General features: G+C 63.7%; 18 protein-coding genes. 11 read left to right on the plus strand and 7 right to left on the minus strand.

Annotation, left to right across the window (positions count from 1 at the left end; all coding sequences use genetic code 11):
- Positions 1–59 precede the first annotated feature (59 nt).
- Both LJ655_RS11785 and LJ655_RS11790 read left to right on the plus strand, forming a co-directional pair.
- Positions 60–1,895, plus strand: a complete 1,836-nt coding sequence (locus tag LJ655_RS11785) for a S10 family serine carboxypeptidase-like protein (RefSeq protein ID WP_425605795.1) — start codon at positions 60–62, stop codon at positions 1,893–1,895.
- Positions 1,896–1,946: 51 nt separating this feature from the next.
- The gene (locus tag LJ655_RS11790; RefSeq protein WP_230561412.1) at positions 1,947–2,345 is read left to right on the plus strand and encodes a 2-oxoglutarate dehydrogenase; all 399 of its coding nucleotides are present in this window, start codon (positions 1,947–1,949) and stop codon (positions 2,343–2,345) included.
- Positions 2,346–2,435: 90 nt separating this feature from the next.
- On the opposite strand, the gene LJ655_RS11795 is transcribed toward LJ655_RS11790, so the two are convergent.
- From LJ655_RS11795 to LJ655_RS11805, 3 genes are all read right to left on the minus strand, one after another.
- A complete protein-coding gene (locus tag LJ655_RS11795) occupies positions 2,436–2,849 on the minus strand; it encodes a VOC family protein (RefSeq protein WP_230561413.1) in 414 nt (137 codons plus the stop codon).
- On the minus strand, positions 2,846–3,367 hold the full coding sequence (locus LJ655_RS11800; RefSeq protein WP_230561414.1) for a helix-turn-helix domain-containing protein: 522 nt from the start codon (positions 3,365–3,367) through the stop codon (positions 2,846–2,848). The genes LJ655_RS11795 and LJ655_RS11800 overlap by 4 nt, the downstream gene beginning before the upstream one ends.
- A gap of 78 nt (positions 3,368–3,445) precedes the next feature.
- Positions 3,446–4,519: an AI-2E family transporter gene (locus LJ655_RS11805; RefSeq protein WP_230561415.1), complete on the minus strand. Its 1,074-nt coding sequence runs from the start codon at positions 4,517–4,519 to the stop codon at positions 3,446–3,448.
- A 481-nt stretch (positions 4,520–5,000) separates the two neighbouring features.
- Between LJ655_RS11805 and LJ655_RS11810 the strand changes: the two genes are divergently transcribed.
- On the plus strand, positions 5,001–6,287 hold the full coding sequence (locus LJ655_RS11810; protein WP_230561416.1) for a hypothetical protein: 1,287 nt from the start codon (positions 5,001–5,003) through the stop codon (positions 6,285–6,287).
- Between the two features lie 114 nt (positions 6,288–6,401).
- Here LJ655_RS11810 and LJ655_RS11815 read toward each other — a convergent pair whose 3' ends face one another.
- Complete coding sequence (locus LJ655_RS11815) at positions 6,402–7,190, minus strand: hypothetical protein (protein WP_230561417.1); 789 nt, start codon at positions 7,188–7,190, stop codon at positions 6,402–6,404.
- Between the two features lie 283 nt (positions 7,191–7,473).
- Between LJ655_RS11815 and LJ655_RS11820 the strand changes: the two genes are divergently transcribed.
- A complete protein-coding gene (locus tag LJ655_RS11820; RefSeq protein WP_230561418.1) occupies positions 7,474–9,060 on the plus strand; it encodes a phospholipase D family protein in 1,587 nt (528 codons plus the stop codon).
- Positions 9,061–9,088: 28 nt separating this feature from the next.
- Here the strand turns inward: LJ655_RS11820 and LJ655_RS11825 are convergent, their stop codons facing one another.
- The 3 genes from LJ655_RS11825 to tssH form a co-directional block, all read right to left on the minus strand.
- Complete coding sequence (locus LJ655_RS11825; protein WP_230561419.1) at positions 9,089–9,643, minus strand: hypothetical protein; 555 nt, start codon at positions 9,641–9,643, stop codon at positions 9,089–9,091.
- Positions 9,644–9,839: 196 nt separating this feature from the next.
- Positions 9,840–10,223, minus strand: coding sequence for an SHOCT domain-containing protein (locus LJ655_RS11830; protein ID WP_230561420.1), 384 nt, complete (start codon positions 10,221–10,223; stop codon positions 9,840–9,842).
- Positions 10,224–10,658: 435 nt separating this feature from the next.
- Positions 10,659–13,340 (minus strand): type VI secretion system ATPase TssH, encoded by a 2,682-nt coding sequence (tssH, locus tag LJ655_RS11835; protein WP_230561421.1) that lies wholly within the window; start codon positions 13,338–13,340, stop codon positions 10,659–10,661.
- A gap of 214 nt (positions 13,341–13,554) precedes the next feature.
- On the opposite strand from tssH, the gene LJ655_RS11840 reads away from it, so the two are divergent.
- The 7 genes from LJ655_RS11840 (at position 13,555) to LJ655_RS11870 (ending at position 20,991) form a co-directional block, all read left to right on the plus strand.
- Positions 13,555–14,571, plus strand: a complete 1,017-nt coding sequence (locus tag LJ655_RS11840) for a TagK domain-containing protein (RefSeq protein ID WP_230561422.1) — start codon at positions 13,555–13,557, stop codon at positions 14,569–14,571.
- On the plus strand, positions 14,555–15,391 hold the full coding sequence (locus LJ655_RS11845; protein WP_230561423.1) for a type VI secretion system accessory protein TagJ: 837 nt from the start codon (positions 14,555–14,557) through the stop codon (positions 15,389–15,391). The genes LJ655_RS11840 and LJ655_RS11845 overlap by 17 nt, the downstream gene beginning before the upstream one ends.
- Positions 15,388–15,906: a type VI secretion system baseplate subunit TssE gene (tssE, locus tag LJ655_RS11850; RefSeq protein WP_230561424.1), complete on the plus strand. Its 519-nt coding sequence runs from the start codon at positions 15,388–15,390 to the stop codon at positions 15,904–15,906. The genes LJ655_RS11845 and tssE overlap by 4 nt, the downstream gene beginning before the upstream one ends.
- A gap of 1 nt (position 15,907) precedes the next feature.
- On the plus strand, positions 15,908–17,788 hold the full coding sequence (gene tssF, locus LJ655_RS11855; protein ID WP_230561425.1) for a type VI secretion system baseplate subunit TssF: 1,881 nt from the start codon (positions 15,908–15,910) through the stop codon (positions 17,786–17,788).
- The gene (tssG, locus tag LJ655_RS11860) at positions 17,785–18,837 is read left to right on the plus strand and encodes a type VI secretion system baseplate subunit TssG (protein ID WP_425605796.1); all 1,053 of its coding nucleotides are present in this window, start codon (positions 17,785–17,787) and stop codon (positions 18,835–18,837) included. Before tssF ends, tssG begins: the two co-directional genes overlap by 4 nt.
- A gap of 16 nt (positions 18,838–18,853) precedes the next feature.
- A complete protein-coding gene (gene tssA, locus LJ655_RS11865) occupies positions 18,854–19,915 on the plus strand; it encodes a type VI secretion system protein TssA (protein WP_230561427.1) in 1,062 nt (353 codons plus the stop codon).
- Between the two features lie 65 nt (positions 19,916–19,980).
- Entirely contained in the window at positions 19,981–20,991 is a 1,011-nt protein-coding gene (locus LJ655_RS11870) for a fimbrial protein (protein ID WP_230561428.1), read from the plus strand.
- The last annotated feature ends 20 nt before the right edge of the window (positions 20,992–21,011 follow it).

Below are 21,011 nucleotides of genomic sequence, written 5' to 3' on the forward strand. Positions count from 1 at the left end.
GAATTAATGCGTTGAAATAAGCGGCCTTTGCGTAGCTGTATCACTCACCAGGGAACGCGATGAAAACAGACAGAAGAAATACCGACGATGGCCGCGCCCGTCGTCACAGCCGGTTGGCCGCGCTATGCGCGACGACACTCGGAATCGTCATCCTCTCGGGCTGCGGCGGCAGCGAGGGGGGGCCGTCGGCGTCCGCGGTACCGAGCAGCATGACGCAGGTCGCCAATCAGGCGCAAGCTGCATCCGCGCCTCAGGCGCCGTCCGCCAATCAGCCCTACACCGATCTCACCTCCTATTCGACGAGTGCGACGTCCGGCATCGCCGCATCGCTGGTCACGGAGAAGGCGGCGATCATGCATTACCAATGGACGTCCGGCAGCACCACCGTCAACTACACGACGACCACGGGTCACCTGACCGCAATGGATCTGACGAGCGGTGCACCCGAAGCGACGATGTCCTACGTCGCCTACACGGCGCCGAGCACGAATGGCAAGCCGCGCCCGGTCACGTTCGTCTATAACGGCGGCCCGGGCTCTTCGTCGATCTGGCTGCGTCTCGGGTCGTTCGCGCCGACCCGCGTCGCGACCACCGATCCGCTGCTCAACGGCACGAGCTGGCCGAACTTTCCGCTCGTGAACAACACCGAGAGCCTGATCGACACGACCGACCTCGTGTTCATCGATCCTCCAGGCACCGGCCTCTCAGAAGCGATCCTGCCGAACACGAACCAGACCTACTGGAGCACCGATGCGGACGCCAACATCATGCGCGACTTCATCGTCCGTTACCTGACGGTCAATTCGCGCAGCAGCTCGCCGATCTATCTGTACGGCGAATCGTACGGCACGCCTCGCACCGACATTCTCGCGCTCGCGCTCGAATCGGCCGGTGTGCATCTGACGGGGATCACGCTGCAGTCTTCGATCCTGAACTACTTCGCCGATGCGATCGAGGCGGTGGCCATCACAGGTTCGCCCGCTCAGCTCGCGCTCGAAACGGATACGCTCGCCGGCTACATGCCGGGCTATGCCGAGGTGGCGGCGTACTACAACCAGGTCTCGCCAACGCCCGTGAATCAGGCGCTCTACGCGCTTCGCAGCGAGGGGTTCGTGACCGCCAATTACAACCTGTTCAAGAACTACTCGTTGTACTGGACATTGAGCCAGCTCGGCGCGCCCACTTACGCGGGACCGCCGAACTTCCCGCCGACCTGGCTCGAAAAGGTCTGGGACGCCGAATCCGGGCTCACGTTGCAGGCGATGCAAGGCTACTTCAACATCAATCCGTTCAACATCACGCTGGTGCCGGGCTCGACGATTGGCCGCTACGATGGGCGCGTGTCGTTGCCCAACTCGGACTCGCGTCTGCAGACCGATGGCGATCCATCGGACATCCTGATCTCGGAGCCGTTCACGAAGGCGTTGGCGACGCAGATGCCGGATTACCTCGGCTACACGGCGCCGAAGGCGGCGTATATGCCGCTAAACGACGCGATCATCCAGGTCTGGGACTTCTCGCACGCGGGCCAGCCCTTGCCCGACACGATCCCCGATCTGCTTGGCGCGCTGAAGTTGAATCCGCAGCTGAAGGTATTGGCGGAAAACGGCTTCCACGATCTCGCCACACCGTTCTTCAACACCGAGAAGCAGCTCGCGCGGCTCAAGACTGTCCAGGGTCTCAACCCGAATCTGCAGGTCAACTTCTTCCAGGGCGGACATATGATTTATCTGGATGACGTGGCGCGCCCGCAGATGAAGGCGGATCTCGCGGCCTTCTATGGTGACGCGCCGATAGCAGGGGCACTCACGCTCGCGACATTGCCGCAGCCGTGGACCGACGAAGCGCCAGCCGGTACGCCGACGAGCGAGGCGGTCGCCGCGGCCGCGCCCTGATTGATGGTGGTTTCGCTTCGCGCGAGACCCTCCGACTACTCTCTATGGCGAATGATCATGTCTTCAATCGATATCTTGCGACGTACGCTGGCGTTGATCGTCCTCGGTGTGGTAGCCGGCAGCGCACACGCGCTGCCGCCTCAACCGGTGGCGCCAGTCACGCTACCCAACGGCGGACACGGCGTGGACGGTCCGTTCTTTCCTCATGGCCGCGTCACCGCGGTCGCGCCGACAACCGGCTCGGCGCTGCAGCAGCAGGCTCAGCAGCGTGTCGAGAACCGGCTGGGCGCGAATTCGGTGTTCAGCAACGGCTCCTCGATCACCAGGTCCCAGGCGCAAAGCAATGGGCTCGGCTATATCGCGAAGCATTTTGACGAGATCGATACCGCGCATTCGGGCCGTGTGACGTTGAACGACGTCAGGCAGTATCTGCAGCAGCATCAGCAGTGATGGTCCATCGGCCGAGGGCGCGTCGCGATCGCACGACGCGCCCTCGGCCGTATACGCCACCGTGCGGCCCTGATGACGCTTCGTTGACGCTCACTTCCCCGCAGGCGCCTGGATCATCTTCCATCCATTGCCGGCGGGATCACGAAAGCCCGCATCGACGCTGCCGAAACGATCCACCGGCTCCTGCGTGAATTCCACGCCACGCGACTTCAACTGCTCGTAGCTCGCGCGACAGTCGGCAACGCACAGCACCAATGGCGGCATCGCTCCCTTGGCGACCATCGCGCGCAGCGTTTGCGCGGTCGCTTCATCGTGAACCGGCGGCCCGGGTGTGAACAGTCCCAACTGGAAATAGGGCTGCTCCGGATGGTGGACGGTCAGCCAGCGGTAGGTACCGTTTCGCACGTCCGTGTGGACACGGAATCCGAGTTTGTCGACGTAAAACGCAAGCGCCGCGTCCTGGTCGTCGACATATATACCGATCACATTGATACCCTGATTCATGACTCCTCCCTGGTTGAGGGCTCGACTGTATCGCCGGCCGCGCGGCGGCGCTTCTCCAAAACTGCGATCGTCAGGTCCGGGCGCTGCGCGGCCTTCAGCACGCAGGCAGGCACGCGATCGAGTCCGGACTGGTTGGCGCGGGCCTGACCGCGCATCTCGCCCGGACTCAGGCCGGTGATGTCGCGAAAGATCCGGCCGAAGGTGCCGAGGCTTTCCCAGCCTGTCGCGAACGCGATGTCGGTGATGCCGAGGTCGGTGTCGCGCAGCAGCGCGGTGGCCTGCTCGATGCGCCGCGTCAAAAGATACCGGTGCGGCGGCAGACCGAAAGCCCGCTTGAACGAACGCGCGAAGTGTGCCTCCGACACACCGCTGACATCGGCCAGGCGCCGCACCGGCCAGGCTTCGTGCGAGGCGGCATCGATGCGGTCTTTCGCGCGCAGGAGCCGCCGCAGCAGCGCGGGGTCTTCGAGTGCGTCGGTGTCGGCCGGCGGAATGTGAAGGTCATGTGAGCGGGGCATGATTTCGCCTTGGAGCCGACGCCAGAAAGCGTCCAGTTTGACGGACAGCCGCAGCCACCACTGGCCGCGGCGGCCGCTTCACACAGTCTGCTCGGTCTTGCCGTAAATGAGCCGCCCGTTCTTCGACAGCAGCACGGCGATCGGCCGTGTCATCTCGAACTCGGAAAAGATGATCGTCATGCTGACGGTGATCGGCACCGCCAGAAAGGCGCCCGGCACGCCCCACAGCGCCGACCACACCGCCATGCTCGCGAGAATCGCGAACGGGCTCAGGTTCAGCGAGTTGGCCGTCAGATACGGGTCGAGGATATTGCCGATCACGAAGTGAATCGCGCTCAGCGACACTAGTACGACGAGGATCGAATCGAGATCGCCGAACTGCAGCACCGACATCAGCACCGGAAACATGACTGCGAGCACCGAGCCGATGTAGGGCACATAGTTGAGCAGCGCCGTCAACAACGCCCATAGCCCGGCGAACTCAAGGCCGATGCTGCGCATCGCGAGCCAGCAGATCGCGCCGAGCAGCACGCCGAGAAACGTCTTCAGCGCGAGATAAGCGCCAATGCGCCGGTTGATATCGGTGACGACCGCCTTGATCCGTGCCGCGTTGGCCGAATTGGCGGTCATGTTGGTCAACTTGTCGCCGAATGTCCTGCGCTCGACCAGCAGAAAACTCGCGTACAGCACGATGACGAAAAGGTCGATGATCACCGATGACAGCGACGCGAGCATGCCGGTCACCATCGCCTGAATGTTCAGCTGGGTGAGCATGTTCCGCCGCAGCGACTCCCAGGTCGGCTCGCTTTCGAGATGCAGCAGCGTCGAGATCTTGTGGAACATCAGCAGGACCGAGTCCTGATAGCGCGGCGCGAGCGCGACGAGCGCGTCGTAGTTCGCGACGACCATATCGACCGCCAGGAAGATCGCGGCCCCGATCAGGAACATCGAGAGTCCATAGCGCAACTGCTTTGGCAAGCGCGGACCGATCACCGGAATGCGTTGCAGGAGCCGCGTGAGGTCGATCACCACGTAGACCGCCATCCCACCGAACACGATCGGCACGAAAACCACGCGGCCGATATATAGCAGCCAGCCCACGATCAGCAGCAACACCACTACGTATACGGACGCCTGCAATCTGTCGGTCATCGGTCAGTGCTCCATGAGTCGGCAAACGGGTTCGCCTGGGCGCCGCCCCGAGGATGAGGGCGACGGCGACGCAGGCGCCGGCCGTACGATCCGCTTTCAAAACGGGCTCGCGCGAAGGACAGGACTGATCTTCGCACAGAACGATGACACCCCACAAAAAGCGCGACAGATCGCTTCGCCAGCAAATCCCGGGGTCGACACGTCGAAACGCGCCAACAGAATGTCGCGAAACGTTGTGATGCGCCGGATCGGTTTGGGGGACTCATCTGCTACGCTGAATCAAATGGTTTCAACGCTCTGACGGGCTCCGACGCTCGCGCTTGCATCACATGCTGTGGCAACGAGCAGACGAATCCTCGCAGCGAAGCCCGCGCGGCGCGTGGCCGTGCGCAATCCGCCTGATGTCTGTCGTGTCGCCCGATGTCTGTGCGTGTTTGCCCGCCTGCACGCATCCCTCTTACCTCACGGCATGGAGTACGAGATGCTGGCACGGCTAATGTCGCGATGGGTCGCAATGAGTCTGGTGTTGACATTCACCGCTTGCGGCGGCGGCGGGGGCGGCAGCGGTGCGGATACCGGCAGCGCCGGCGCGGCCGGTGCGACCACGCCCGCCTCGAGTGCTACGCCTGCCTCGAGTCCCACGCCTGCATCGAGTCCCACGCCCGCCTCGAGTCCCACGCCTGCATCGAGTCCGACACCGGCCTCGAGCGCGGCCGCCACGACGCCGACGCTCGCGGCCGCGACGCCGATCATCGACGGCACGACGCTCGGCGGCACCCATTGGCCCACGGGCGTCACGCCTTCAGGCGGGACCGGACAGCCCGTCAGCGGGCTGAACTGCGCGTTGCGAAGCACCGCGTACACGTACGCGCATCTGTCGATTTATCAGAACGGCAGCTTGCTGACGTTGCCGCCCAACATCGGCATGGTCGACCCGACCGTGGCCGCGCCGACCGGCTGCGCGTATCCGGTGCATACCGTCGATTCGAGCGGCAAGATCCATATGGACGCAACGACCGGCGCCACGTACACGCTCGGTCAATTCTTCTCGATCTGGGGCGAGACGCTCAGTACGTCGAACGTGGCGGGCCTGACCGGCTCGCCGATCGCGATCTACGTCAATGCCGGCGGCAAGCTGACGCAATACACGGGCGACCCCGCGAGTCTCGTGCTGACGCCGCACGCCGAAATCACGATCATGATCGGCACGCCGCTCACTCAGGTGCCCACTTACACCTGGACCGATCCGCCGCCGTTCGACCCGAACAAAGTCACGCTCGACTATCTTGGCGTGGTCGGCTCCTCGTTCTGGCCGAACGGAACCACGTCGGCGGGCGGCACAGGCGCGCCGGTCGACGGCCTGACCTGTGCGCCGAACATGAACGTGCTGTATCACGTCCACGCTCACCTCGCGATCATCAAGGACGGCCAGTGGCTCGCGTTACCGGCGAACGTGGGCATCCTGGGGCAATGCGACTATGAGATGCATACGCACGACAACACCGGCATCATCCATATCGAAGCGCCGGCGGTCACGAACTTCACGCTCGGCGACTTCTTCGACATCTGGGGCGAGCCGCTGACGAACACGAACGTCGCGGGCATCACGGGCGACGTGGTCGCATATATCAACGACAACGGCGATGTGCGTCGCTACATGGGCGATTTGCGCAGCATCGAGCTGACGTCGCTGCGCGCCGTCACGCTGCAGATCGGCACGCCGCCGCTGAGCGCGTTGCCGACGTATTCGTGGTATGTGCCTCAGTGACGTTGGGAGAGAAGGAACAAGGAACGTCATCGACGTGACGTGGCCGCAGCCGCGCATTTCATTTCAGCGCAACCCGGCTGGCCGAACGGCGCGAGGCGTCGCCATGGCGCGGCGTCAGCGCGGCGTACGCGAATGTTCGATGCCGCCCGGCTGCGGCGGCACGATGCCCGCGACCGAGCGCGGTGGCGCGTTGGCGACCAGAATCATCGCCGCGCCGGCGAGACCGCTCGACACGTGCTTCAACGCATGGCCGGCGATCAGGTGATGCGTCAGTTCCCATATCTGCCAATCGAGACTTTCGAAAACCTTCGCGATCCCGTAGAAGACGATCACGAGCGTCCACGCGAACGCGCCGTCCACCTTGCGCGTGAGCGTCATGCCGACAATCAGCATCAGCCCGCCGAACTGAAGAATCGCGTAAGGCCACAGGCTGTTGAACAGCAGCCAGTAGCCGACGGTGGCGGGCGACACCACGACCATGATCAGCATCTGCGGCCAGCCTACGCGCTGTCCGCTCCACGACGTCCATAGCATGGCGAGGATGCCAGCGAACACGATGGTCATCGGCAGACGATCCCAAACCAGCGTCGCATCGGTCGGCGCCATGTGGTAGTAAGCCGAGCCGAACGCGGTGAAGAGCAGCCCGAACGCGGCGACGACCATGCCGGGAAATTGCGCCGGCTGGTTCGACGCATGCCGCCAGACCCAGCCAAGACTGAGCAGGCCGGCGATCAGAATGACGACATTCGACAGCACGTCCGATGCGTTATGCAGAGACCCGAGCGAGCGTTGATCGGCGAAGTGGTGATACGAGGCCGGCTGCGCGAGCGGCCATATCATCTGCAGCGCGGTGCCCGCCACGAAAAGCAGCACGCTGGCAAGCAGCAAGCGGGAGATCTTCACGTTGCTCGACTCCAGAGTGGGCGATCCGCCCGAAGGTGCAATGAACCGCCCTTTAAGCCGGCGCGGACCGAATGACCGCGGTCGCGCAGGACCGATCCGGTCGATTTGCAGCCGGGTTGGCCCCCCTTCGAATTCGCGCAGTCTGCCCTTATGATCGGACAAAGCGCTTCGCGCAACAAGTGCGCCTGGCCGTGCACCGAGGGGCATGCGCTCATAGTATTCTTCTCATCCGATCCAAACTGCGTGCAAGTGTGTGCGCGCCCCGAAGGAAGACCTGGACTCCATGCACGCGCAGACACACCACCTGTCGTTCCTGCTTCGTCGCTGGCGGGGCGCGCTTTGCGCGCTGCTGTGCGCAAGCCTGCTTGCCGGCTGCAAAGGGTTGCCGTCGCTCGAGGATCGCAAGGAGTCACATGCGTTGCCGCCGCAGGTGGCCGCCACCACGGATCTCGGTCGCGCGGTAGCGCCTGAGCTTGCCGCGCATCCGGGGCTGGCGGGCATTTATCCGCTGTCGGACCCGCATGTCGCGTTTGCCGCGCGCATGGACCTGATCCGTTCCGCACAACGCACGCTCGACATCCAGTACTACATCTGGCGCGACGACCTGACCGGCACGCTGCTGCTCGAACAGATCCATGAAGCGGCGGACCGTGGCGTGCGCGTGCGCCTGCTGCTCGACGATCTCGGCATCGCCTCCGCGCTCGACCCGACGCTCGCGGCGCTCGACTCGCACCCGAACATCGAGGTGCGGCTGTTCAACCCCTTCGTCGTGCGCAGCCCGAAATTCCTCGGCTTCGTGACCGACTTTTCGCGCGCCAACCGGCGCATGCACAACAAGTCCCTGACCGCCGACGCCACCGCGACGATCCTCGGTGGCCGCAACATCGGCGACGAGTACTTCGATGCCACGGACGGCGTCGTCTTCGCCGATCTCGACGTGCTCGCGGTCGGGCCGGCCGCTGCCGACGTCTCGCACGATTTCGACCGCTACTGGGCCAGCGCCTCGGCGTATCCGGTCGAGCGGATTCTGCCGCACGAGAGCGTCGACGAGCTGGCCGGGCTGGAGCGCAAAGCTCAGGCGATCGAGCAGGATCCCGCGGCCGTGGCCTATCAGGAGGCGCTGCGCGGTTCCCGTGTCGTGCAGAATCTGCTCGACCATAAGCTGACGTTGGACTGGGCCAAAACGGAGATGATCAGCGACGATCCCGCAAAGGCTCTGAACAACGCACCACCCGAAGCGCTGATTGGCCACCAGCTACGCGAAATGATGGGCCAGCCCACCCAGTCGCTCGACCTCATCTCGCCGTATTTCGTGCCGGCCAGCACGGGCACGCAATATTTGAGCGGGCTCGCGGCCCAAGGCGTCGATGTGCGCGTGTTGACGAACGCGCTCGAAGCGACCGATGTCACCCCCGTGCACTCCGGCTATATGAAGCGGCGCGTCGAGCTGTTGAAAAACGGCGTGCATCTGTACGAATTGCGGCGCGTGCCAGGCGTTGCATACAAGAAAGAACAGTCGCCGGGGCCCTTCGGCAGCTCCGGGTCGAGCTTGCACGCGAAAACATTCGTTGCGGACTCCAAACGGGTCTTCGTCGGCTCGTTCAACTTCGATCCGCGCTCCGCGCATCTGAATACCGAGCTTGGCCTCGTGATCGACAGTCCCGATCTCGCGACGCGGGTCGACAGCAAGTTTCTCGCCCTGCTGCCGAAGGTCGCCTATGCGGTGCATCTCGACGAAAACGGCAAGCTGTACTGGATCGAGCGCAACGGCGGCACCGAAATCCGCCACGATACCGAACCGAATACGACGTGGTACGGACGGCTCGGCGTATGGATTTTGTCGATTATGCCGATCGAATCGTTGCTGTAGCCTGTAGCCGCCGCGACGGAAAGCACGCTCAAAACCGCCGCAAACTGCGCTCGAACAATGGATCGGGCATGCGCTGCGTCTCGCGCAACACCCCATCGGTGTCGAACGCGAAATTGAACAGCATGTGGTTGATGTTGTTTTCGGTGTAACGATAAGACCAGACTTCACGTTGCGAAAGCCGGAAAAACTGCGTTTGCATGGGGCGGCCGAAATTGATCAGCACATCGTCGCGCGTCCATTTGCCGATTTCGGCGCGGCTGAATTCGTTCAGCTGCAAGACCTGACGCACGTTCACGATCTTGCCCGCGGCGTCGACGTCCGCGGCGACGGTGGTCGAGCCCATCGGCTGGGTCGGCCACATCAGCCGGCGGCCGCCTCCCGGCAGGTCATAGACTTCGCGCGGCGGCCCCAGCCGGGCAATGATCGCCGATTGATCCTGGCCGGCCTCGAATTGCTGCCACGGTTGCACACAGGCCGCGAGCATCAACGCGGTCACACAGGTGAGCGCGGCGCGGCGCACGACCCGCGACGCGCGTGCGCTTCGCGCGGCAGCGTCCGGAACGCGGGCGAGGCGGATAAGCATGGATTCCTCCCATTACGTTCGATCGCGCGACCAGTCGCGTGCGACGGTCTGAAAACCCGGCGTCACCTGATGCAGCCGACAGGCTCGTGCATTGCGCTCACACCGCGCCGAACGGGGGAACCACTTACCACTGCGAAGCCACGGCTGGCCAGGTTGCGTGCGCGCCCGCTCATGGCTGCAATCAGGCGCTTGCCGCTTACTGCACGAGCTTGGCGCGCAGACGCGCGTGCTCTTCGTCGGAAATGGAACCGGACGCTTTGAGCTTATCGAGCTTTTCGAGTTCGTCGGCGACACTGAAGCCCACCACATTGCGCAGATCTTCGCGCATCTGCTTGGCCCGCGCCTGTTCGCGTTCCGCCATGCCGCGATGCTGCGTGAGCAGGTACGCGAAGATCCCGATATACGGCAGGACGATCAGGAAGATCACCCACAGAACCTTGCCCCATCCGGACACGTCATGACGGCGAAACAGGTCGCTCGACACCGTGATCAGCAGCCAGAACCACAGGATAAAGATGAAGATGGAAAAAACGTCGGCTAGAAAATTCGGGAATGTGAAACCATCATTAAAGAAAAGCATTGTTGTTCTCCAGTTATTCCGGTTGCAATTGAAAGGCTTAACGGATTTCGAACTATGCTTGCTAGCTATGGATGGCGCATACGATCAGCACAGCAGCGCTGAAAATTTACCATGACCGCATCTGAGCCGCTCACGCGCGTTCATACGGCTGGTATGGAAGGCGCGCATCAGGTTCAGTGGCCCGTCTGGAACGACCAACCCGCTTTCCGGCGTGTTTCATTTGTCCTCCTCACTTCGCGCGTGCCAATTTCATGATGCGGACCTTTTTGTCTTTATAGACTATTCCGGCGCAGTGACGCGAACCTTTTTCAGGATCGGTGCTCGGCAAACTCGGACTGTTCGCGCAATTGTCGCTCGAAGCGCTGCAACATCACCGGCTGGCGACAAGATGCGCGGCGATGTCGGTCAGGGGCCGGCGAGCGGGGTCGTGAACGGCTACGCGCCGGTCAAAGACCGGAACACGAGTGCCTCGGCAGGCGCCTTGGCCGGGTCGGCCACCTCGATCGTCACATGCGTGAGCGCGCTTTTCGACGCAAATGCATCGAGCCACTGCCTGGCGAGGCGCGGCAGAACGTGCTGTTCGATAAAGCCGATCAAAAGGCGCGCCCCCGTTTCCTGCACGAGGCAGCGCCCGACGATGTAATCGACCACCTCCGACGCATAACTCAGCGCGACACGGTTGTTGTCCGCCATACGCTGAATGACCCGATCGAGATGCAAGCGCACGATCTGGGCGAGCGACTCGGAGCCCAGCGGACGATACGGCACCACCGTCACGCGCCCGAGGAACGCAGCCGGAAACGCTTTGAGCAATTCCGGCGCGAGGGCCGCACGCAGACCATCCATGTCGGGCGCAAGCATTTCGTCCGCGCAGAGGCTCGCGGTCAGGTCGGAGCCGGCGTTGCTGGTCATCAGAATCGTCGTATTGCGGAAATCGATATAGCGTCCATCGCCGTCTTCCATGTAGCCCTTGTCGAGCACCTGGTAGAACATTTCGTGCACGTCGCCGTGCGCCTTTTCGATTTCATCGAGCAGCACGACCGAGTATGGACGCCGGCGTACCGCTTCGGTCAGCACGCCGCCCTCGCCGTAGCCGACATAGCCAGGCGGAGCGCCCTTGAGTCCCGACACCGTATGCGCCTCCTGATACTCGCTCATGTTGATCGTGATCAGGTTCTGCTCGCCGCCATAGAGCGCCTCGGCCAATGCCAGCGCGGTTTCCGTCTTGCCGACGCCGGACGGCCCCGCGAGCAGGAACACGCCGAGAGGCTTGCGCGGGTCCGCGAGGCCGGCGCGCGCCGTCTGCACGCGCTCGCCGATCTGCTGCAACGCGTCTTGCTGGCCGATGACGCGCGCCGCGAGCGTGGCGGGCAGCACCTGAACGGCGCTGACCTCGTCGGTCACCATGCGTCCGACAGGAATGCCGGTCCAGTCGGAGACGATTTCCGCAACGATCGCTTCGCCGACTTCCGGGAACACGAGCGGGTTGTCTGCCTGCAGGCTCGATAACGTCCGCTCCAGCTCGCGCAAAGTTTCCAGTGACGCCGCGGCCTCGGCTTCAGGCACCGCTTCGGCGGCGCACTCGACCGCCACTTCGCGAGCGCGGGCCAGCGCTTTCGCCGCATGGGATTGCGCCTGCCACGCGGCTTCGACGACATGTTCCTCGACCTCGAGCGTCGCGATGGTCGCGTTGACGTCAGCCAACGCGGCCTCGCTGCACAGGCCGATGCGGGCCTCGTTACCGAGCAGCTCGGCTTCGACGCGCGCGGCCTGCAGGCGTTCGCGAATCCGCTGCAATTCGCGCGGGGGGGCATGCTGCGATAGCGCGACGCGCGCGCAGGCGGTGTCGAGCAGGCTGATCGCCTTGTCCGGCAACTGACGCGACGGAATATAGCGATGCGACAGTGTCACGGCAGCGCGAATCGCCTCGTTGAGAACCACGACGCCATGATGGCTCGCGAGCGTGCGCGCAAGTCCGCGGACCATGTCGAGCGCCGACGGTTCCTCGGGCTCGGCGATCTGCAACACCTGGAAGCGCCGCGTGAGCGCCGGGTCTTTCTCGATGTGCCGCTTGTATTCGGCCCACGTGGTCGCGCCGATCGTGCGCAGGGTGCCGCGGGCGAGCGCCGGCTTCAGCAGGTTCGCTGCGTCGCCGGTGCCGGCCTGCCCTCCCGCGCCGATTAACGTGTGAATCTCGTCGACGAACAATACGACCGGCGCCGGCGACTTCGCCGCCTCCTCGAGCACGGACTTTAGCCTCGCCTCGAACTCGCCCTTCATGCTCGCGCCGGCAAGGAGCGCGCCGACGTCGAGGCTCAACAGCCGCACGTCGGCGAGCTTCGGCGGCACCTCGCCGGCAGCGATCGCGCGCGCTAGACCTTCAACGACCGCCGTCTTGCCGACCCCGGCGTCTCCGGTGAGTAGCGGATTGTTCTGGCGCCGGCGTAACAGCACGTCGATCATCGTGCGAATTTCGACCTCGCGGCCGACCACCGGATCGATTTCACCGGCACGCGCGCGGGCGGTCAGATCCGCGCAAAACTGGGCGAGCGCCGCGCCCTTCGCCGATGCCGCGAGCGCACCGGACGCCTCGCCCGGCACCGCGGACGAAAAGTCGCTCTGGTCGTACGGGGCGTCCTCCGCTTCGGGGGAACCGGCAATCCACGCCGGCAACGCGTCGTGAAGGCCGTCGACCGCAATCTTGCCGAACTCCGGCGACATGGCCAGCAGCATGCGGCGCAACTCCGGCGTCTCGACGAGCGCCGCCATCAGCCATGCGCCGCGAATCCGACGCTCGCCGAATGCCAGCGTCGCGACCACCCACGCGCGCTCGATCGCAGCCTCGACGTGATGCGAAAAATCCGTGAGCGCGCTCGCACCCGAAGGAAGCGCGGCGAGCGCGGCCTGCAGGTCCCGCTCGAGCAGTTCGTGGCTGATGCCGCAGTGCCTGACGATGCGGTGAAGGTCGCTATCGGACTGCGCGAACAACTGATGCAGCCAGTGCACGAGCTCGATATATGGATTGCCGCGCAGCTTGGCAAACGCCGTAGCGGATTCGATGCTCCGGAAGAGCGTCGCGCCGAGCTTGCCGAACAGCGCGTGGCGTGAAATGGACATGATGAGATTGCAAACAGAGACGTTTGTAGCGGAAAGGCGCGGCTTTGCCTCGACATCCTGCGCGCTGCGCTCGGGTATCGGAACAAGCCCGCAGACCAGACTGATCGAGCGACAAAGCATAGCTGGTTGATCGCTGCTTGTATTTGGGCCGTCGCCCATATTCCGCTCGAGTTGCGCGAAGTAGCATTCACATCTTCAGGCGCCAGCCCGCACTTTGCGCTGGCGGTTCTTTTATTTCCGCCCCGAGAGACTTTTTACGAATGCACGCTTTCCAGGCAGATCTGATCCGCGTTTGCTTACCGGTCAGGCCATGACCGGATATCAGGCTCGCTGGGAGCACTCTCCCCTTGAAGCACACGCGCTCAGAACGCTCGCGCGGACAATCCAGTCTGTCGGGCCCGCCCCTGCTGTTTCGCGAAACGATCTGCCCGAAAGGAGTGACGCAAGTCCGAAGGCCTTCGCGGGCAGCACCAGTCGCGCTGGCCCGGAGCGTGCGCGTTGCGCTCGGCCGGGCAATCATGCAGACCTTCAGCCTATGCCCGATTTTTCTCCTGATCCACCGCGCGAAGCATTGAACGCGGCCGAAGACTTGCTCGCGGGGCAACCGTCCGCTGTAGCGCCTGCCGCGGACCGCATCGAGCCCGCGCTCCCGAAGCTGGACGAATTCAGCGAATTGATCGCGCTCGCCGGCGAGGACGATGACGATCCGCTGCAGTTGCGGCGCGATCCGCATGCGCCGGAGCGCGTCGAACCCGACGGCTTGGCGAAATTCCTGACAGCCGGCTCCGACGCATCCGATCCGCTCGCCGCACTGACGCTCGAATATCGTCAGGCGCTGCTGAGCCAGAAGAGCGGCGACGCGCACGAGCCCAGGGCGACAAGCGCGGATCGAGTCGAGTCGGCCATTCTGGCGCCGCAAGATCCGTTCGCGGAGCTTGTCGATCCTTCGCAAACCGAATTATCCGTATCCGACCTGCTCACGAAAGGAGAAAACATCGACACGCTGCTCGAGAGCCTTGACTCGTTCGATGCCGGGCAGATTTTCAAGGCAGACCAAACGCAAGAAATCCTCACGCTGCTCGCGCCGCGCGGCGTTACCTCACACCGTGCGAGCCGGACTCCGCAGCTCGTGCGCGAGGAACACCATTTGGTCAGCATGGACAGCCACATCGCCATGCCTGATTCGATCGAGTACGAAGCGACTGAATTTCCAGATGAACATACCCACTGACCTGCCCACGTCGGGCACCCCGGCACCTCAAAGCCTGCTCGACGCGCATACTTACGGCGAACTCAAGGCGCAAACCATCGAGAACGTGCGCAAGCATCCGTCGAACGCGCGCGAACGCTGGCTTCTGTTCGAGCTGCTGTGCCTCGACGGCGAATGGGAACGCGCGCTACGGCAGCTTCAGACGTGGGCCACGCTCGAACCCGAAGGCACATCGCGCGCCCAGATGTATCGTAGCCTGATTCGCAGCGAGATGTTCCGCACCGAGGTGTTCGCGGGTCAGCGCATGCCGGGCGAGATCGACCCGCTGCCTGCGTGGGTGCATTCACTGCTGCAGGCCAACGTCAAGCTCGGCGAGGGCAACCTCGCTGCCGCCGACGAACTGCGCCGCGCCGCGTTGGACGCGGCGCCGCCCACGCGCGGCGAAAGCACGCAGATCGGCGAGTTCGAATGGCTGACCGACAGCGATAGCCGGCTGGGTCCCGTCTGCGAGCTGACCGTCGCGGGCGGTTATCGCTGGGTTCCGTTCGGCTCGATGAAATCACTGACGCTCGGTCCGGTCACCGCGCTGACCGACCTCGTCTGGCGCTCGGCCGTCGTGGGTCTACGCGACGCGACTGTCCTGCGCGGCTACCTGTCGGTGCGCTATCCCGGCTCGGAAAGCGGTCCTTTTGCCATCAGGCTCTCACGCAAAACGACGTGGAAAGATGTCGGCGAGACCGGCGTGATCGCGCTCGGCCAGAAAACATGGACCACCAACAAGGGCGACTTCGGCATGCTCGAGATCGGCGAATGCCGGTTCAATTACGACGAGCGGCCATGAACGCGTCCGACGCCCGACACCGGCAAGCCTATATGCCGTCGCTGATCGACCGGCTGCTCGACGATGCACCCGCGCAGCGCAGCGAGCGGCCAGACGCGTACGCGCCCAACAGCGAAGGCATGCGCCGCATCATCCAGCGTGACCTGAGCCTGCTGCTCAATACGACGAACCTCGACGACGAAATGGACATGACGCGCTACCCGATGCTGGCCGCGTCGGTCGTCAATTACGGCATTCCCGCGTTGTCCGGCAGCTACCTCGCCAGTCGCAATTGGGAAACCGTGGAGAAGATGGTGCGCAACGCGATCGTCCGCTTCGAGCCGCGTCTGATACCCGAATCACTGCGCATCCGGCCGCTCAATAGCAAGGACCCGGTACGCTACAACCAGCTCATGTTCGAGATTCACGGCCTCATGCGCTGGTCGCCCTATCCGCTGGAATTCCGTATCCAGAGCGCGTTCGACATCGAAACGAATCACGTCACGTTCGAGCCGGACGCCGGCAGGGGAAATTGACATGGATCCACAATTTCTCGACTACTACAGCCGCGAACTGACATACATGCGGGAAATGGCCGGCGAGTTCGCCGCCCGACACCCGAAGATCGCGCGCCGCCTCGGCATGGAGGGGATCGACGTTGCCGACCCGTACGTGGAGCGGCTCATCGAGGCGTTCTGCTTCATGTCGGCGCGCACGCAGATCAAACTCGACGCCGAGTTTCCGCGTTTCACGCAACGCCTGCTCGAAGTGATCTATCCGAACTACGTCGCGCCCACGCCGTCCATCGCAGTCGCCCAACTGCGTCCGAGCCTGCGCGAAGGCGATTTCACCAAAGGGCTCAAGGTACCCCGGCATAGCATGCTGCGCTCGGCGATCCCGCCCGGCGAGCAGACCGCGTGCGAGTTCCGCAGCAGCCAGGACGTCACGCTATGGCCGATCGAGATCGCGGAAGCGCGGCTCACCGCCGTGCCGCCGGATATTCCCGACACCGATCGGCATCTGTTGCCGCACCTGCAATTGCGCGGCGCGTTACGCCTTCGCCTGCGCACAACCGGCGAAGTGAAGTTCAACCAGATGACGAACTTCGACCGGCTGCCTATTTACATCGGCGGCGACGAGCGCATCGCTTCACATCTGTTCGAGCTGATCCACGCTGGCAGCGTCGCTTCGGTAGTGCGCGCGCATGGCGCGCCGAGAGACGAAGGGCAAGTGGTCGCGAAAACGCCAGTCGAATTCGAAGGTCTGCAAGCGGACCAGGGGCTGCTGCCGCTCACGTGGAATGCATTTCACGGCCACAACCTGTTGCAGGAATACTTCGCGTGCCGCCAGCGCTTCTATTTCTTCGCGCTGACGCAGCTCGCGCCCGGGCTTGCGCGCGTGGACAGCAAGGAAGCCGAGATCGTGCTGCTGCTCGACCGTCTGCCGGAAGAGCTGGCCACGCATGTCGACGCATCGCGTTTCCTGCTGTTCTGCACGCCGATCATCAACCTGTTCCGCAAGCGCACCGACCGCGTCGAAATCAACCGTGCTCAAACCGATTTCCATCTACTCGCCGACCGCACCCGGCCGCTCGACTACGAGATCTTTTCGGTGTCGCGCGTATTCGGTCAGCGCGCGGAAACATCGCTCGAAGTCGAATTCAATCCGCTCTATCAGACCCTGCACAGCGACGTCGGCAACTACGGCCGCTATTTCTCGGTGCGCCGCGAACAGCGCGCGCTGTCGGCCAATACACGCAAGTACGGCACCCGTACGCCGTATGTCGGCACCGAGGTCTACGTATCGCTCGTCGATCAGGCGGAGGCGCCGTACGGCGACGACATCCGTTACCTGTCAGTCGAAGCATGGGTCACCAATCGCGACCTGCCACGCCTGATCCCGCGTAGCCGTGAGTCCGACCTCACGATGGCGGACTCGGTGCCGGTCGGGGGCGTGCGTCTCGTGCATCCGCCGAGCGCGCCGCGCGCGCCGTACGCGAGCGGTGAAACAGCGTGGCGTCTGATCCGGCAGCTGAGCTTCAATTACATGCCGCTCGCCGAACTCGACCACGGCGACGGCGGCCAGGCACTGCGTAACATGCTCGGCCTCTTCATCACCCCGGGCGAGCGCGAACAGGCGCGTCAGATCGAGGCGCTCATCGGCGCGCGCACCGAACCCGTGGTCCGGCGTCTGCCCGGCGACGGGCTACTCGTCTATGGGCGTGGCGTGCGCTGTGAACTGACGGTCGACGAAACGGGCTTCTCCGGCATCAGCCCGTATCTGTTCGGCCTCGTGCTGGAGCATTACCTCGCTCGTCACGTATCGATCAACGTGTTCACCGAAACCGAACTGCGTTCGATGCAACGCGGCCTGATCACGCAGTGGCGGCCACGCATGGGCGGACGCGGAGCGGTATGAGCATGGATGTGGCACTTGTGAGCGCCGCGGCGCCAACGCGTTCGTCGCTCGATCCGCGATCGCTCGGCGCGTGGTTCGATCCCGACTCGCCGTGGCAATCCGGCTTCCTGAGCCTCCTGCGCGCGATCTCCGCCCGCGACCCGCTGATGCCGCTGCCCGGCACCGCACGCCTGCCGCAACAGGAGCCGTTCCGGATCGGCCAGCAACCCACTTTGGCCTTTGCGCCGCGCGAGATTGCATCGCTCGGCACGCGCGACGGCCGTCTCGACGTGCGTCTGTTCGGACTCGGCCTGTGGGGACCGCAGGGGCCGCTGCCGCTGCACATGACGGAGCTGGCCCACAACCGGGTGGAAAGCCACCAGGATCATGCGTTAGTCGGGCTCGTCGATCTGTTCCATCACCGCGCACTGTCGCAGTTTTATCGTGCATGGGCGTCGGGGCAAGCCACTGCGTCGCTCGACCGCGCCGGTGACGAAGCGTTCTCCTTCTATGTCGCCAGTCTGACCGGCGTTGACCCGGCCGAGGCGAAGCAGTCGTGTCTGCCCACGCACTCGCGCTACAGCGCGGCGGCGCACCTCGTGCGCGAGGCGCGCAATCCGCACGGCCTCGCGGCAACACTCTCGCATTACTTCGGGGTCCCGATGCGCATCGAGGAATTCGTGCAGCACTGGATCCATCTTTGCGCATCGGAACATACCAAGCTCGGCGTGCCGGGGCCCGCGGCAATCATCGGCGAATGCGCGCAGCTTGGCGAGGCGATTCCCGACCAGCAGCACAAATTCCGGCTCGTCGTCGGCCCGCTCGATCTCGACCAGTATCTGCGCCTCACGCCGCATGGGGAAGACCTGCCGACCTTCGTCGAATGGGTGCGGGCCTTCGTCGGCCACGAATACGTGTGGGAGGTGAAACTGCTCGTCAAGCCGCGGGCGGCGCCGCCCGCCTGCATCGGCACGTCGCAAAGACTCGGCTACTCGACGTGGCTAGGTAATGCCCTCGACGACCTTCCCGTCGTCGGCATGGTTTTCGAACCTGAACGGTACAACGACTGACCCGGAGTTTCTTCGCATGAACGCCAACACTCCCACCGCCGTGCTGCGCTACGCGGACCTGCTCGAGCCGGTCTCGGCGGACGCGCCTTGCGGTCCCGATCTCGAATACGATCCGGCTTTCGTGATGCTGCAGGCGGCCGCGGCCCCGCGCGTCGAAGCGCAATACGGTGACTTCGTCGACGTTCCGCCGTCGGCCAACTGGGCTGAAATCGAGCGGGATTGCCGCGCGCTGCTGCTGCGCACGAAAGACATCCGCCTCGCGGTGATCCTGCTACGTTGTCGAACCCGACTCGAGGGCGCGGTCGGCCTGCGCGACGGACTCGCCTTCCTGATGGCGATGTTCGAATGCTACGGCGAAGCACTCCACCCGCTGCCCGTGTTCGATGGCGAACGCGATCCGGCGATGTTTGTGAACGCGATCGGGGGACTCGTCGAGCCGGATGGCGCGCTGGCCGATGTGCGCGACATCCCGATGTCAAGAGCTGCGGGGCTGCAACTGCATTTGCGCGATATCGAAAAATCATTCGCGACGCCGCGCCAGAAAGACGCGCTCGCCCCTGAATCCGTCGTCCGGTTGCTCAAGGAATTGTGGGGCCGACGCGACGCGACGATTGCCGCGTTGGTCGAAGCGCAACGTCTGACGCAACGCATTGCCGCATGGTGCGATCAGACGCTCGGCGCCGATGCGCCCGATCTCGGCGCGTTGTCCCGAGCGCTGCAGCCATTCGCGCAGCACCAGGTGGACGGGGGCGGCGCGTCCGCGCCGGTGGCCGCCCACGCCCTCAAGGCGGTAAACGACGCCGAGCCCGTTTCCCCGCCGGCCGCCGCCATGGCAGCGGCGATTCCGCGGGCCGATGGGCCGCTCGATCTGCCAACGGCCCCCGTTTCTCCCATGGATCGCTGGAGCGCGCTCGCGGCCATCCAGGAAACCCGCATGTGGTTCGAGCAAAACGAACCGAGCAGCCCCGTCGCTGTTTTGCTGCGCCAGTCGGAACGAATGGTGGGCAAACGGTTTTCAGAACTCGCCCATATCATTCCCGCCGATTTACTCGCTAAATGGGATGAGATCGACAGTTGAGGAATCGAGCACGCCATTCCTTTTCTGTTAGCCCAATTCGTCCGCTGCTCAACCAACAATTTCCAATGAAACGACTCATCCAGTTTTTCGTCCTGGTTTGCCTCGCCATTCCCCATTTGGCGTTCGCCGCATGCGAGCAGCTGAAGCCGGCGCAGATTACCGAACTGCTGTCTCAAGGCTACATCGCGGCAAATCCGTTAGTGGTGAACATACCGTTCCAGCAAAGCTCGGTGTCGATCGATCCGGCGTTGCCAATCGGCTCGGTGATCGCCACGGGCCTGTCGCCGGCGTACGCCACCTATGCGAACTTCACGGACTGCACGAACGGCGGCACCGTCGCATTCGGTTATTTCAGCGCCACACCGTCCACCGTTTCTGGCGTGTACGACACCAATATCCCTGGAATCGGCTTTCGCGTGACCTATCTTCGTGCGACCGGCACGAATTCGTCACTTCCGTTCACATCGAACTTTTCGGCTGGCGAGCCCAATCAGGTGATCTATGGCCGCTTTGGCATCGGCTCGCAATTTCAGATCGAGCTGGTCAAAACGGGGGACATCGGGAGCAACGTCAACGTGCTGTTCAACACGATAGGAACCGGCATCGCCAATGGTGACGGCAGTCGGGTCGTGACCATCACGGGCGGCGGCATCAACGTCAAGGTACTCCCGAGCTGCACGGTCAATACCAGCACACTGAACATCGACTTCGGCACCTTCGGCCCGAGCGACGTGTCGTCTACGGCAGGCCCGACCCAGCCAGTCGACTTTACGGTGCTCTGCACCGGTCCCACGCCACCGGCATCGATCACTGCCGTACTTTCCGGAACCCCCGATACCGAAAATAGCAGCATGTTGAAAAACACCGGTGCGACACATCTCGCGATTCGTTTGCGGGAAGTTGCCACCAACACGATTTTCAAGCCCAACGATCCGACCAGCACCCTCGTTCATACACCGCGAGGCGCGATGCAATCGCCGTTCGAACTGGAAGCGACCGTGCTGCGCGTCGGAACTGCAACGCCAGCGGCGGGCAAGATTCAGGCGACCGCAACGATCACCATGACCATTCTTTGAGCCGACTATCCACTACTGAC

Source organism: Paraburkholderia translucens (assembly GCF_020881035.1).
In the GTDB taxonomy this organism is placed as follows: Bacteria; Pseudomonadota; Gammaproteobacteria; order Burkholderiales; family Burkholderiaceae; genus Paraburkholderia; species Paraburkholderia translucens.

Bases quoted from the DNA above. Each gene is read 5' to 3' on its own strand.
- LJ655_RS11785 (WP_425605795.1), top strand. From the start codon at position 60: ATGAAAACAGACAGAAGAAATACCGACGATGGCCGCGCCCGTCGTCAC.
- LJ655_RS11790 (WP_230561412.1), top strand. From the start codon at position 1,947: ATGATCATGTCTTCAATCGATATCTTGCGACGTACGCTGGCGTTGATC.
- LJ655_RS11795 (WP_230561413.1), bottom strand. From the start codon at position 2,849: ATGAATCAGGGTATCAATGTGATCGGTATATATGTCGACGACCAGGAC.
- LJ655_RS11800 (WP_230561414.1), bottom strand. From the start codon at position 3,367: ATGCCCCGCTCACATGACCTTCACATTCCGCCGGCCGACACCGACGCA.
- LJ655_RS11805 (WP_230561415.1), bottom strand. From the start codon at position 4,519: ATGACCGACAGATTGCAGGCGTCCGTATACGTAGTGGTGTTGCTGCTG.
- LJ655_RS11810 (WP_230561416.1), top strand. From the start codon at position 5,001: ATGCTGGCACGGCTAATGTCGCGATGGGTCGCAATGAGTCTGGTGTTG.
- LJ655_RS11820 (WP_230561418.1), top strand. From the start codon at position 7,474: ATGCACGCGCAGACACACCACCTGTCGTTCCTGCTTCGTCGCTGGCGG.
- LJ655_RS11825 (WP_230561419.1), bottom strand. From the start codon at position 9,643: ATGCTTATCCGCCTCGCCCGCGTTCCGGACGCTGCCGCGCGAAGCGCA.
- LJ655_RS11830 (WP_230561420.1), bottom strand. From the start codon at position 10,223: ATGCTTTTCTTTAATGATGGTTTCACATTCCCGAATTTTCTAGCCGAC.
- tssH (WP_230561421.1), bottom strand. From the start codon at position 13,340: ATGTCCATTTCACGCCACGCGCTGTTCGGCAAGCTCGGCGCGACGCTC.
- LJ655_RS11845 (WP_230561423.1), top strand. From the start codon at position 14,555: ATGAACATACCCACTGACCTGCCCACGTCGGGCACCCCGGCACCTCAA.
- tssE (WP_230561424.1), top strand. From the start codon at position 15,388: ATGAACGCGTCCGACGCCCGACACCGGCAAGCCTATATGCCGTCGCTG.
- tssF (WP_230561425.1), top strand. From the start codon at position 15,908: ATGGATCCACAATTTCTCGACTACTACAGCCGCGAACTGACATACATG.
- tssG (WP_425605796.1), top strand. From the start codon at position 17,785: ATGAGCATGGATGTGGCACTTGTGAGCGCCGCGGCGCCAACGCGTTCG.
- tssA (WP_230561427.1), top strand. From the start codon at position 18,854: ATGAACGCCAACACTCCCACCGCCGTGCTGCGCTACGCGGACCTGCTC.
- LJ655_RS11870 (WP_230561428.1), top strand. From the start codon at position 19,981: ATGAAACGACTCATCCAGTTTTTCGTCCTGGTTTGCCTCGCCATTCCC.